The organism is uncultured Williamsia sp. (genome assembly GCF_947494875.1).
Taxonomy (GTDB): domain Bacteria; phylum Actinomycetota; class Actinomycetes; order Mycobacteriales; family Mycobacteriaceae; genus Williamsia_A.
In genome coordinates, this window is the sequence record NZ_CANLWM010000001.1 from 410,703 (window position 1) to 422,981 (window position 12,279).

14 protein-coding genes are annotated in these 12,279 nt (G+C 69.3%); 8 read left to right on the top strand and 6 right to left on the bottom strand.

Annotation, left to right across the window (positions count from 1 at the left end; translation table 11 throughout):
- Positions 1 to 85: 85 nt before the first annotated feature.
- Complete coding sequence (locus tag Q1A98_RS02120) at positions 86 to 694, top strand: TetR/AcrR family transcriptional regulator (protein WP_299569513.1); 609 nt, start codon at positions 86 to 88, stop codon at positions 692 to 694.
- A gap of 1 nt (position 695) precedes the next feature.
- Here Q1A98_RS02120 and Q1A98_RS02125 read toward each other — a convergent pair whose 3' ends face one another.
- Positions 696 to 2,036, bottom strand: coding sequence for a glycogen debranching protein (locus Q1A98_RS02125; protein WP_299569515.1), 1,341 nt, complete (start codon positions 2,034 to 2,036; stop codon positions 696 to 698).
- 164 nt (positions 2,037 to 2,200) lie between these two features.
- Here Q1A98_RS02125 and Q1A98_RS02130 point away from each other — a divergent pair, with 164 nt between their 5' ends.
- On the top strand, positions 2,201 to 2,461 hold the full coding sequence (locus Q1A98_RS02130) for a hypothetical protein (RefSeq protein ID WP_299569517.1): 261 nt from the start codon (positions 2,201 to 2,203) through the stop codon (positions 2,459 to 2,461).
- Between the two features lie 16 nt (positions 2,462 to 2,477).
- Positions 2,478 to 3,686 carry an EAL domain-containing protein gene (locus Q1A98_RS02135; protein ID WP_299570489.1) on the top strand — a complete coding sequence of 403 codons (1,209 nt, stop codon included), beginning with the start codon at positions 2,478 to 2,480 and terminating at the stop codon, positions 3,684 to 3,686.
- A 16-nt stretch (positions 3,687 to 3,702) separates the two neighbouring features.
- Here Q1A98_RS02135 and Q1A98_RS02140 read toward each other — a convergent pair whose 3' ends face one another.
- A complete protein-coding gene (locus Q1A98_RS02140) occupies positions 3,703 to 5,082 on the bottom strand; it encodes an HNH endonuclease signature motif containing protein (protein WP_299569519.1) in 1,380 nt (459 codons plus the stop codon).
- A gap of 165 nt (positions 5,083 to 5,247) precedes the next feature.
- On the opposite strand from Q1A98_RS02140, the gene Q1A98_RS02145 reads away from it, so the two are divergent.
- On the top strand, positions 5,248 to 5,946 hold the full coding sequence (locus Q1A98_RS02145; protein ID WP_299569520.1) for a YceI family protein: 699 nt from the start codon (positions 5,248 to 5,250) through the stop codon (positions 5,944 to 5,946).
- A gap of 31 nt (positions 5,947 to 5,977) precedes the next feature.
- Positions 5,978 to 6,655: an SDR family oxidoreductase gene (locus Q1A98_RS02150; RefSeq protein ID WP_299569522.1), complete on the top strand. Its 678-nt coding sequence runs from the start codon at positions 5,978 to 5,980 to the stop codon at positions 6,653 to 6,655.
- A gap of 9 nt (positions 6,656 to 6,664) precedes the next feature.
- Here Q1A98_RS02150 and Q1A98_RS02155 read toward each other — a convergent pair whose 3' ends face one another.
- A complete protein-coding gene (locus Q1A98_RS02155; protein ID WP_299569523.1) occupies positions 6,665 to 7,021 on the bottom strand; it encodes a VOC family protein in 357 nt (118 codons plus the stop codon).
- Positions 7,022 to 7,188: 167 nt separating this feature from the next.
- On the opposite strand from Q1A98_RS02155, the gene Q1A98_RS02160 reads away from it, so the two are divergent.
- On the top strand, positions 7,189 to 8,013 hold the full coding sequence (locus Q1A98_RS02160; protein WP_299569525.1) for an alpha/beta hydrolase: 825 nt from the start codon (positions 7,189 to 7,191) through the stop codon (positions 8,011 to 8,013).
- Between the two features lies 1 nt (position 8,014).
- On the opposite strand, the gene Q1A98_RS02165 is transcribed toward Q1A98_RS02160, so the two are convergent.
- The 3 genes from Q1A98_RS02165 to Q1A98_RS02175 are packed head-to-tail and all read right to left on the bottom strand — an operon-like array spanning position 8,015 to position 10,315.
- Positions 8,015 to 8,860, bottom strand: coding sequence for a sulfurtransferase (locus Q1A98_RS02165; protein WP_299569526.1), 846 nt, complete (start codon positions 8,858 to 8,860; stop codon positions 8,015 to 8,017).
- A gap of 9 nt (positions 8,861 to 8,869) precedes the next feature.
- The gene (locus Q1A98_RS02170) at positions 8,870 to 9,886 is read right to left on the bottom strand and encodes a hypothetical protein (protein ID WP_299569528.1); all 1,017 of its coding nucleotides are present in this window, start codon (positions 9,884 to 9,886) and stop codon (positions 8,870 to 8,872) included.
- 45 nt (positions 9,887 to 9,931) lie between these two features.
- Positions 9,932 to 10,315, bottom strand: a complete 384-nt coding sequence (locus Q1A98_RS02175) for a nuclear transport factor 2 family protein (RefSeq protein WP_299569529.1) — start codon at positions 10,313 to 10,315, stop codon at positions 9,932 to 9,934.
- A gap of 177 nt (positions 10,316 to 10,492) precedes the next feature.
- Between Q1A98_RS02175 and Q1A98_RS02180 the strand changes: the two genes are divergently transcribed.
- Together Q1A98_RS02180 and Q1A98_RS02185 are read left to right on the top strand one after the other, a co-directional pair.
- Positions 10,493 to 11,542, top strand: coding sequence for a GGDEF domain-containing protein (locus Q1A98_RS02180; RefSeq protein ID WP_299569530.1), 1,050 nt, complete (start codon positions 10,493 to 10,495; stop codon positions 11,540 to 11,542).
- On the top strand, positions 11,542 to 12,210 hold the full coding sequence (locus Q1A98_RS02185; protein ID WP_299569532.1) for a GntR family transcriptional regulator: 669 nt from the start codon (positions 11,542 to 11,544) through the stop codon (positions 12,208 to 12,210). Before Q1A98_RS02180 ends, Q1A98_RS02185 begins: the two co-directional genes overlap by 1 nt.
- The last annotated feature ends 69 nt before the right edge of the window (positions 12,211 to 12,279 follow it).

Consider the following 12,279-nt stretch of genomic DNA (forward strand, 5'->3'; position numbering starts at 1 on the left):
GACGTCGCGATGTCGAACCATTACAGACAGCACGTGTCCGTAAAGTCAACGATCCCCCTCCGATCGGCGGTGCCATCATCGAGACGTGTCGTCGACCCCCACCCCCCGGCGCGGCCGGCCGCGCGATCCGGACATCGAGTCCCGCGTGGTCGATGCGGTCGAGGCCGTCTACTGGAGCACTGGATGGGCCGGCTTCACCGTCGACGCGGTGGCGCGGACCGCGGGGGTGGGTCGCGAGGCGATCTACCGGCGGTGGCCCACCAAGATCGCGCTCCTCGTCGGCGCACTCGAACGGACGACACCCCTCCCGGGGTCGATCGACACGGGATCGCTGCGCGGCGATCTGATCGAGTTGGCGTGTCAGTTGTTGTCCACCTACCGATCCCGGTCGGGGATGGTCGCGATCCGGGTGGCCCTGGACGCACGAGCGTTCCCGGATCTGCTCGAGCCGCTGACGCACACCATCAGTCGAAGTCGTTTCACGGCGACGCGCGACATCGTCCGACGCGGGGTGGGCCGGGGCGAGCTGCCCACCGACACCGACATCACGCTGCTCCTGGAGATGCTGACGGGCGCGGTGCTCAGCCACGTGTTGTTCGCACACGACCACGGCATGGAGTCGGCCGACGACGCGCGGTATGCCGGCGCCGTCGTCGACATGGCCCTCGCGTCGGTGCCGACCGGGGCCCGATGACTCAGTCGAGCCAGTCCAACACCGCCGCGGCGGTCCAGCTCTGCTGCATGCTGCCGAGCGGCTCGCCGGTGAACGGCTCGTAGTACTCGGCGAACGACCCGTCCTGCGCCTGGCGGAGGCCCTCGTCCCGCAGGCGCACGGCACGTTCCGGCCATCCGCGGCGGGCGAACGCCCACGAGAACAGCCACGTCATCACCGGCCACACCGGGCCGCGCCAGTACTCCTTCGGACGGAAGTCCGGCGAGATGGGCGAGGTCGACGGGGGGACCACGTACCGGAGATCCGGGTGCCCGCAGAAGCGCGGACCGTCGAACACGCGCACCAGCGTCCGTTCCCGGTCGCGCGGCAGCCCACCACACAGCAGCGGGGCGAACGCCGCGATGGTCTCGGTGTGGATCCACCGCCCGGCACGGAGATCGAAGTCGCGCGCCATCCCGTTGCGCTCCGAGCTCGCGGCGACGACGCCGGCGCGGAAGCGATCCGCCCAGGCGCGCAGGTCGCGGACATCCGAGCGGGGCTTCGCGTAGTCCTCGCCGATGGTGGCCAGCACCTCGCAGGCCACCGCGAATATCGCGCTGACGAACACGTCCTCCACCGCGAAATCCATGACCCCGGGGAGCTTCTCGTCGTCGTAGTGCGCCCGCTTCATCTGCTCGACAAGCCACAGGTATCGGTCGTACTCGGTGTCGCTGGGGCGCATCGCCGAGTCGTCGACATGATCGAGATCGGCCCGACGGTAGGGCGGGAGATCGTTCCCGACGACGACGTTCGCGTAGGCGGCGTCCCATCGCGGCGAGTTGTCCATCCCGGACTCCCAGCCGTGGAACAGCGTGATGCGGCCGCGGCCGTGCGGGTCGCGGGCGTGCGCCAGCCAGCGGTGCCAGCGCACCAGGTTCCCCCAGCGGCGGTCGATGAACTCGTCGGCCGCCTGTCGGGTGGTGCGGCCGCGTCGGCGCGAGTGGTCGAGGATGCGTTGCACGGCGATCGCGTGGACCGGTGGCTGGGTGATGCCCGAGGTGTCGACGAACGTCGGTGCGTGGGCGGCCAGTCGGGCGGTCTCCCACCGCGCCGGACCGGGGAAGTACCCGTCGCGACCGTTGGCGAACACGATGTGCGGGATCATCCCGTTGCTCCACTGCGCCGAGAGCAACGTGTCCATCTCGATGACCGCTCGTTCGACGGACAACGGCGCCAGCCCGACGGCCACGAACGCGGCGTCCCAGCTCCACATGTGCGGGTACAGCTTGGGCGCCGCGCTGGTCATGGTGCCCAGGTCGTTACCTCGCAGGAGGTACGCCGCGCGGGCCGCCAGCTGCGTCGAGGTGAAACCCACGTTCGCCACGCCGCCATTCTCGCCCCCGGGTCGCCGTTGGCGCTCGTCAGGGCGGCTTTCGCGTCGCCATCACATCGCGGATCGCCGTTATCGCACCGTTACGGCTGACACGATCGTGCGACTGTTGCCGTCCTGGCTGTCGATCACTCGTTCGGATGCCTACCGTCGAAGACATGACCGAGTTGAAGTCGATCGCCGATCACGTCGCACATGGCGAATCGCTGGCCGATACGGCCCGCGCCCTCGGCATCACCGAGGCCGAGGTGACCCGGTGGGCGCAGGAGATGATGACGATCCTCAAGGTCGACACCCTCGACGCTCTCGTCGATCGATTGCGGCACATGCAGTACGGCGCGCCGACCACACAGCCGTGGCGGCGGTCGCTGTTCACCCGCTCACATCCGGTGAGCGAGGCAGCCGACTCGGTGGCATGACTGTCACGGGTCCACCATCGCGCCGGCGGCGCGCCATGCACATGAGCGGGATCGAGAGGGTGTCATGCAGTTCGCGCCGGTCCGACGGCTGAGCGACGGGGCGCTCGCAGCTGTGGAACTCCGATTGCGGGGGAGTCACCACACCCGCATCGATCAGACCGAGGATCTGTTGCGTGCCGCCGGTCTGATGAGTCAGCGGGTTGCGTCCACCCGCGGGGCGATCGGCAGGACCACCACCGCAGTCGACCTGGCCGACACTCTGCCGTTGCTGGTCTCCATCGATCTCGACGTCACCGCTTCTTACACCGACGACGACCTGCACCCCCTGGCCAAGATCGTCGTGTGTGTGTCCCCCGACGACGTGGTCGCCCATCCCCACCGGTGCCTGCGGACGATCACCGACGCGCGAGCCCGCGGACGTCTGATCTGTGTCGACGACATGGGGTCGGCCGAGAACGCGTTGGCCATGCTGCCGCTCATCGAGCCGGACATCATCATCACGCCGCCCGAACTGCTCGATCGCATGACCGAGCCGGAGATGGCCGACCTCGCGAACGCGCTGCAGGCGTACGTCGAGCGCAGCCACGCGGTGATCGTCGCCGAGGGTGTGGACACCGAGGACAGGCGCGAACGTGCGCTCACCGTCGGTGCGACCTACGGCGCGGGTGCGCTCTATCCGGCGGTCGACGACCCCGCCGGGTTCCGTAACGAGCCCGTCGTGCCGCTTCCTGACACGCCGGTCTGGAACACGCCGCAGACCGATCAGCCGACCCCGTACGCGATCGCCTCGCAGGGAGTCCGACCCCGACGCGGCACCAAGCAGCTGCTGATCGAGATGAGCAAGTCGCTGGAGGCGCAGGCCGCCGGTGTCGGGCACTCGATGATCGTCATCGGCACCTTCCAGCACAAGCGCCACTTCACGACGGAGACGTCCAAGCGGTGGCATCTGCTCTCGGAGGCAACAGGATTCGCCGGCGTCTACGGCGTCGGGCTCGAGGACCGCATCGAGGGCAACGTGCAGCATGCGCCGCTGGAACCCGAGGACGACCTCGTCAACGAGTGGACCGTCGCCGTCCTCGGACCCCACTACTCGGCGCTGCTCTCGGCGCGAGACCTGCACGACAACGGCCCCGATCTGGACCGTACCTTCGACTTCGTCCAGAGCTTCGACCGCGTCACCGTCACGCAGGCGGTCAACAGCATCCTCTCGCGCTTCACCGGCTGAGCGTTCCGCGGAACGCTCACGCGGCCGACATCTCCGACTGCTGTCGCCGCCAGGCCCAGGCGGCGTACAGCACCTCGGTGGTGTACCCGAGGTCGAGCTTGCCGCCATTGATCGGGGACAGTCCGTCGGCAGGAATGCGCCGGTCGGGGGCCCATCCGGTCGGCGCCGCCACGGATGGCGCATCCGGCAGCAGAGATCCGTCGGGCGCGTGGAATGTGAAGATCTGCTGGCCACGGGCGACGATGCCGAACTCGCCTCGGTGCAACGCTCGGTGGTGAGTCGAACACAGCAGCACGATGTTGTCAGGATCGGTGGTGCCACCGTCGCGCCAGAACCGCACATGGTGCGCGTGCAGATGTCGAGTCCGCCCACACCCCGGGTGACGACATCCGCGGTCACGCAGGAACACCACCTGGAGCAGACGGCGCGTCGGGAGACGCCGTCTACGTCCCCATCGAAGGGCGACGCCACGGCTGCCGCGCTTGTCGACCACCCGACGAATAGATCCACCGCACGACGCTTCGTCCACCTCGTGGTCGTCGAGGGCGGGCCCGCCGTCGAGGTGATCGTCGGTGTCCTCCGCCGAGTGGACGACGATCTCGGCGCCCGGCACGAACTCGGGCACGGTGATCGCGTCGGCGACGGTGTCGGACATCATCACGACCGCCTCCGCGATGTCTGTGGGGACGCCACGCCACAGATCCGCACGAGACGACGGTGGACCCGGAACCGTTTCAGCGGCCGGATCTTTCGGGGCTGGCGGGCTGATGTCGGCCGTCTCGTGAGTGCGGGTCCGTTCGTACTCCGCGCGGGTGACACCGGCGAGGAACCGCGCGCCGTCGAGCGGGGACAGCCGCAGGTTCACAGACAACGTCCCGTCATCGTTCCAGCGCCACCGACCGCGGGACTCGACGCGACCCTCCTGTTCCTCGTCCTCACGACGGTCGATCTGCCGCAGCGACCGAACCAGTCGCTCGACCTGCGCCGCTGTCGCCGACAGAGCGACACTGCGCAACTCTTCCTCGCGCTCGGGGGTCGCGACACGTGTCAGGGCGCGCACCTTCGAATACGACAGCGTCCCCTGCGCGAACGCCGCGTGCAGCAGCGGCAACTCGGTCAGCGCATGCGCTACCCGCACATGATCCTGCGCCGTCCGCAGAGACAGCCCGGCCTTCCACGACAACCAGTGGGCGCACGACGCGATCCCGTGGCCGGACCACCCGTGCCGAGTGTCGAACTCGACCAGCAGGTCGAAGAATCGCGACGTCAACGCCGCGATCTGGCCGGCGTACCCGACGATCCGCTCGCCGAGCTGGGCATCGCTCAACTCCGACGGCGCGGTGTCGTCGAACATCGACACCACCTCGTCCACCACATGCAATGCCGCCACCGACATGACTCCCCCTCATCCCGCGATCTGTCGTGACCGTACAGATGCACACCGACAATCCCGGCGCTGTCCGGACCCCTCCCGGGCGTTCCGCGGAACGCTCCGAACCACCCGAATCGGACATCGGTCGGTACCCTCGGTGGCTCATCGGACACCGGGAGGCGTACCTCGATGCGGAAGAAGCTGTTGTGGGCGGCGGGGATCGTCGTCGTGATCGCGGTCGTGGCCGTCGTCGCCGGGCCGTGGGTCTACAAGAACTGGATCGTCGGCGACGCCGACGCCGAACTCGCGCTGCCGTCGCAGACCAGCGCAGCCACCGTCGACGTGAACGGCACCTGGACCGTGGTTCCGGGGCCCGAGGCAGACGACCAGCGGACGCAGGCCGGATACCGCGTCGACGAGGTGCTCCGCGGGGAGAACATCACCGTCAACGGTCGCACGCAGCAGGTGTCCGGCACGGTTCAGGTCGCGGGCGACCGGCTCACCGCGGGTGAGATCGTCGTCGACGTCGCATCCATCCGCAGCCCGGACTCCGCGCGCGACAACCGCTTCCGCGGCGAGAACATCATGAACACGGCACAGTTCCCGACCGCCACGTTCCGCATCACCGAGCCCGTCGACATCGCATCCGTCCCGGCGAGCGGTGCACCCGCCACGGTCCGGGCGGTCGGCACGATGGAGATCAAGGGCAGCACCCGACCCGTCACCACCGATCTCCAGGTGGCGCGATCCGGCGACGCCGTCATCGTCCAGGGCGCCGTACCGGTCCGGTGGGCTGACTACGGCGTCGAGCCCCCGAGGATCGGCGACTTCGTCCAGGTCGAGGACGCCGGCACCGTGGAGTTCCTGGTCAATCTCGCCCGACGGTGACTCCCGGGGCGGTCTGGGTAGTGTCGCGGACATGCCCACCGCCCTCGTCACCGGCGCCTCGCGCGGCCTCGGAGCCGCCATCGCCCGCGCCCTCGCGCCCACCCACGATCTGCTTCTCGGTGGTCGCCCGAGCGAGGAACTCGACGCTCTGGCAGCCGATCTCGACGGCGCGTCCACCTGGCCCGTGGAGCTGACCGACCACGAGGAGATGGAGGCCGCGACCGAGCCGATCAGTGCTCTGGACGTGTTGGTGCACAACGCGGGCGTCGGGGCCATCGCACCGGTCGAGGACACCTACGCCGACGAGTACCGCGCGATGATGGAGGTCAACTTCATCGCCGTCGCCGAACTCACCCGCCAGCTCCTGCCGGCCCTGCGTGCGGCGCACGGGCACGTCGTGATCATCAACTCCGGAGCCGGACGCGACGCCAAGCCGGGATGGAGCGCCTACGCCGCAAGCAAGTTCGCCGTCCGCGCCTTCGCCGACGCCCTGCGCCAGGAGGAGCCAGACCTGCGGGTCACCACCGTCTATCCCGGTCGCATCGACACCGACATGCAGCGCGACATCGTCGCCATGGAGGGGGACGACTACGACGGCAGCCGCTTCCTCCGCGTGGAGTCGGTGGCGGCCGCCGTCGTCTCCGCGGTCACGGCGTCACCCGACGCCCATCCGACCGAAATCGTGCTGAAGCCCACCGGCCGCAGCTGACCGAACGGCTCAGGCCGGCGGCGAGTAGATCTGCAGCTCGTTGCCGTCCGGATCCGCGAAGGGTGCGATCCGGCCCCACGGGTGATCGCTGATGCCACCGGGGAACTCGACGCCCAGGCCCTGCAACCGCGAGACCTCGTCGTCGATCGAGCCCTCGGGCTGGAAGGTGAGGACGGCCCCACCCTTGTCGCCCGGTCGCGATGTGCCCTCGCGTGCGTTCAACCCGATCGTCAGCGGACCGGCGTCGATCTCCGACCAGTCCGATCCGGTGGACTTCACCGAGAGACCGAGGGTCTCGCCGTAGAACCGCACCGCGACATCCATGTCGTCGACCGGTACCCACACCGTCGTGTTGCCCGTGGCCATCGCTTCTCCGTTCGTCGGGAACTCTTGTGGTTCGGGTTCCCGTTCGCGGCCTCGGTAAACGCGACGACGTCGTCCGCGTGACAGAGCGGTCACTCAAGCCCGACATCGTGCGCCAAGCGGCCATACAGTGACCGCTGGACGTGCCGACACGACAGAGAGGCCCACCCATGCCGACGATCACCACCCCCGACGGAGTCGAGATCTTCTACAAGGACTGGGGGTCGGGTCAGCCGATCATCTTCAGCCACGGGTGGCCGTTGTCCTCGGACGACTGGGACGCGCAGATGATGTTCTTCCTGAATCACGGCTATCGCGTCGTCGCGCACGACAGACGCGGGCACGGGCGCTCGGAGCAGGTCGACTCCGGACACGACATGGACCACTACGCCGACGATCTCGCCGCCGTCGTGCAGCACCTCGACCTGACCGACGCCATCCACGTCGGGCACTCCACCGGCGGCGGCGAAGTGGCGCACTACCTCGCGCGCCACGGCAGCGACCGCGCGTCGAAGGCCGTGCTGATCAGTTCGGTGCCGCCGATCATGGTCAAGACCGACTCCAACCCGGACGGCATCGACAAGAGCGCCTTCGACGACATCCAGACACAGGTGGCGACGCGGCGCGCGGACTTCTTCCGCACCTTCGCCGAAGGTCCGTTCTACGGCTACAACCGGGACGGCGCGACACCGTCCGAGGGGGTCATCGCGAACTGGTACCGCCAGGGCATGACCGGCGGGGCCAAGGCCCACTACGACGGCGTCGTCGCCTTCTCGCAGACCGACTTCACCGACGATCTCCGGTCGATCACGATCCCGACCCTGGTCCTGCACGGCGAGGACGACCAGGTGGTGCCGTACGAGAACACCGGTGTCCGGTCGGCGGAGCTACTACCGAACAGCACGCTGAAGACGTACCCCGGCTTCCCCCACGGGATGCCGACCACCGAGGCGGCGACCATCAACGCGGACCTCCTCGAGTTCTTCCAGAGCTGACTCAGGCGGGTTCCGCACCGGTCACAGCCGGACGGGCGGGATCGGACGACCACTGCGACCACGACCCCGGGTACAGGGCGGCGTCGATCCCGGCGATCGCCAGCGCCGCGATCTCGTGGGCGGCGGTGACACCGGACCCGCAGTAGACGGCGGTCGGCGTGGCGGGGTCGACCCCGAGGGAGGCGAAACGGGTGCGCAGGTCGTCGGGGCGCAGGAAGCGGCCCGTCGCGTCGAGGTTGTCGGCGGTCGGGGCGCTCAGCGCTCCGGGGACGTGCCCCGCCCGTGGATCCATCGGCTCGGTCTCCCCGCGGTAGCGCTCGCCCGCGCGCGCGTCGAGAAGCGTTCCGCGGAACGCGGCGACCCCGTCGGCGTCGACGGTCGGCAGCTTCCCGGGGTGCAGGGTGACCGTCCCGGGAACCCCGGGCGTCTCGTCTCCGGTGCTCAGGTCCTGGCCGGCCTCCACCCACGCGCGTAGACCCCCGTCGAGCAGTCGAACATCGTGGAGCCCGGCCCACCGCAGCAACCACCACGCGCGCGCCGCGGACTGGTTGCCGTTGTCGTCGTAGGCGACGACGGTGTTGTCGGTGTGGACGCCCCACCGACGCGCGGCCTCCTGAAGGGTCTCGATGTCCGGCAGGGGATGTCGTCCCTGTGCTGGGTCAGGCGGGCCCGCGAGTTCCGTGTCGAGGTCGACGTAGACCGCACCCGGGATGTGCCCCTCGCGAAAGTGGTCGTGGCCGCGGTCGTCGCCGAGGCGCCAGCGCACGTCGAGGATCACCGGCGGTTCGGGCGACGCCACCCGCTGCGCCAGGTCGTGCACGTCGACGGTCACCGTGGTGTGGTCCATGCGACGTGTCTACTCCCGGTGGCGTCGCGCCCGCTCGCGGTGGCCGTAGGTCGCCTCCAGGATGTCGTCGTAGCTGTCCGCGCTGGACCCGACCGCACCCGCGATGGTCCCCATCGAGGTGGCCAGCCACGCCAGGAAGACGTATCCACGCAGGCCCACGTCGCTGCCGACCTGCGACGCGAGGTAGCCGTCGTCGATGACCCCGAGGGCCCCGGCGAGCGTGACGACCAGCAGGCCCCCGTAGAGGACGACGGCGTTCAGGACGATCGTGATGACGGTGGCCGCGTTGTACAGGCGCGCACGGCGTCGCGGCACCGCGTCCCGGTGTTCCCACAGACGGTTGTTCGCGATCAGCCAGATGGTCATCACGGTGACCGACAGCAGCGAAAGGCCCGTCAGGCGCCACGGACTCAGCGCGTTGGCCATCGCCCAGATCGACGAGTAGAAGACGCCGAACGATGCGGTCGCGGCGGCGGCCGCCATCACGCCGGTCAGGGTGGGGATGAGTCGCCACGGGCGGTTGCCGCGGACCATCCCCAGCACCATCCGACTGCGACCGAGGGACGAGCGCGTGGCGAGGTACTCGCCGTCCTCGGTGGGGTACCACCGCGCCCCGCGGACCCCGGCTGCTGCTCGATGGTCGCGGAGTCGTCGCACCGCGTCGACGATCACGGCGATCAGTCGCCGATGCGGCGCGATGCCGAGCGCCGGCAACGAGACGAGAGCCGTGCACGCGTCGTGGTCGAGCTCGACCATCACCTGGTGCCGACCGCGCAGTCGCGGGAACTCGGTGATGACGACGGCCGCCGACGACCCGCGGTGCGTGCGTTCGACGAGCTCGGGCACCAGGAGGGCGCCGTCGGGTCCGAGGGCCACCATCTCGCTGTCGACGGTCACCGACGTGACCCCCAGGTCGGCGGACAGTCGGTCCGCGAGCCTGTCACGGATGCGGTCGACGGTGGCCGCGGGCGGGCCGGGATCGACGACGATCCGGACGTCGTCGGAGGACTCAGGGCGCGAGGACATCGCCCGCGGGGCTACCCCGCTCGGTGCCTCGCCACACCCGCGGTCTCAGGAGAAGACGAGATCCTTCTCGGGATCCCAGACGGCGCGCATGCTCACCACGTGCGCGTCGTCGTCGAATCGCATGATGTCGATCGGCGTGACGGTGACCGTGCTGTCGCCGGCTCTGGTGTTCAGCACGAACTCGAAGACCGCGGTGTCCCCCGCGACGCGCACCCACTTCAGCTCCGTCGACGGGCTCATCGCGCAGACACCGCCGTAGAACTCCAGGAGTTCCTCGCGGGTGGTCTTCAGGTCGCTGCCGATCGGGTCCTCGACGGTGGCCCCGTCGGCGAACAGGCCGACGACCTTCTCGGTGTCGCCCGCGGCGATGTGGTCGACGTAGGCCTGGACCGTCGCGGTGATGCGGTCGGCGGACACACTGGTGGTCACGGGCGTGCTCCTGTCAGAAACGAGAACGTGTTCTAGTCCCGGGGAGATTAGCGCAGACACCGGTTGTCCGTGTCGTGCGCCACGAACGGCACTCCCATAGGACAATCACCACGGACACGGTCCGAGCCGACGCGCCTCGGACCGCTCATGCCCCGGAGGTGCATTCTGAGACGCTCGTTGGCCGGTGGGATCGCCTGGCTGTCGCTGCTCGTCGCAGCCGCATGGGCCGCGATGGCCTCGGCGCCGGGTGGACCCGACTCCACCGCGCGGTACGTCGTGCTCGGCGTGGCCGTCGCGATCGCCGTCGTCGTCGCCGTGATCTGGCTTTCTCGACCCGAGCCCGGACCCCGCATCCGCACCCTGTTCGTCGCCGGGTCGGACGTCGCGAGTCTTCTCGCCGGCGTCGCGGTCGTGGACGGTCGTGTGGGGCTCGTCGCCACGCTGCCGTTGGCGTTCGTGGGCATGTACGCGGCCGTGTTCTCGTCCCGGGCGGCGTTCGGCGGTCAGATGATCGCCGCCACCGCGGTGGTCTTCCTGGTCACCGTGGTGGGCGTGGCCGACGGCGGTGAGGACATCGCGGAGTTGTCACCGTTCGTGGTCGCGGCCGCGTTTGCCGCCCTCGCGGTGCCTGTCATCCTGCATCATGGCCTTACGATCGCCGGACTGGATCGATCCGCGGCGCAGACGGGGGAACCGATGCAGGACACGTTGACCGAGGTACTCACACGACACGGGCTGTACTCGGCGGCGCAGACGAGCCTGTCGGCGTTGAACCGCAAGGCCCGTCTGGTGGTCGTGCGCGTCCACCTCGACCAGTTCCAGGACATCACCGTCGGCGACGGCCGCGAGCGTGGCGAACAGGTCCTCAAGCGCGTGGCGCATCGCCTGGCGCAAGGCGTACGTGGCGGCGACTTCGTCGCCCGTACCGGCGACGCCGAGTTCTCCGCGCTGGCCGGCGTCACCGACGAGGGTGTCGAGATCTTCGCGAACCGCTTCCGCGAGTTGGTGTTCGACGTGGAGGACCCCGTGCCCGTCAGCGCGAGCGTCGGTGTCGCGTTCAGCGACACGCCCATCGCGTCTTCCGACGTTCAGGCGGCCATCGACGACCTGCTGCACCGCGCCGAGGTCGCCATGCAGGCGGCCCAGGACGCCGGTGGGGACCGCGTCGAGATCGACTGGAACGGCGAGGAGGCGACAACGGGGGGTCAGGCGGGTTCGACCACCTGATGGCACAACCTGTCGACATCGGGGAGCGCGCGTTGCCGATCAGCCTCGTCGACGTCGCGCGGGATCGCATCCGCGACGCGATCTTCGACGGCTCGCTGGCCCCGGGCGACAAGGTGGTGGAAGAACGCCTCTGCTCGTCTCTCGGGATCAGCCGCGCCCCGCTACGGGAGGCGTTGCGTCTGCTCGCGCAGCAGGGGCTGGTGGTCCAGACCCCTCGCCGGGGGTCGCGCGTCGCGGAGTGGTCACCCACCGACATCCGTCAGCTGTTCGAGCTCCGGATGGTCCTGGAGCGTCACGCGATGGATGCGGCGATCCCCATGTCCGACCCCGACAGGCAGCTCGCACCGGTCCGCGCGGCACTGGAGGAGATGCGGACGGCCGCAACACCCCTCGACCGCGACGACGCCCACCGGCGTTTCCACGCGGCTGTCGTCGCGCTCGCCGGCAACACCCAGCTCGACCTGGCCATCGAACCGATCCTGCTGAAACTGCAGCTGCCGATGGCACGGAACCTGCGCACCGAGGCTCGTGCACACGACGCCGAGAACGGCATCCGTCGCCACGAGGCGATCGTCGACGCGCTCGCCGGCAACGATCGCTCGACCATCCTCGCGGCCCTGCGCGACCACGGGCATCTCGATCACCTGGAGCTCGACGACCAGCACTGACGCCGTGACCGAGCTAACACGATCGATACCTGACCGCCTCTCATCCGCCACAATTCTGTCGACAATCGA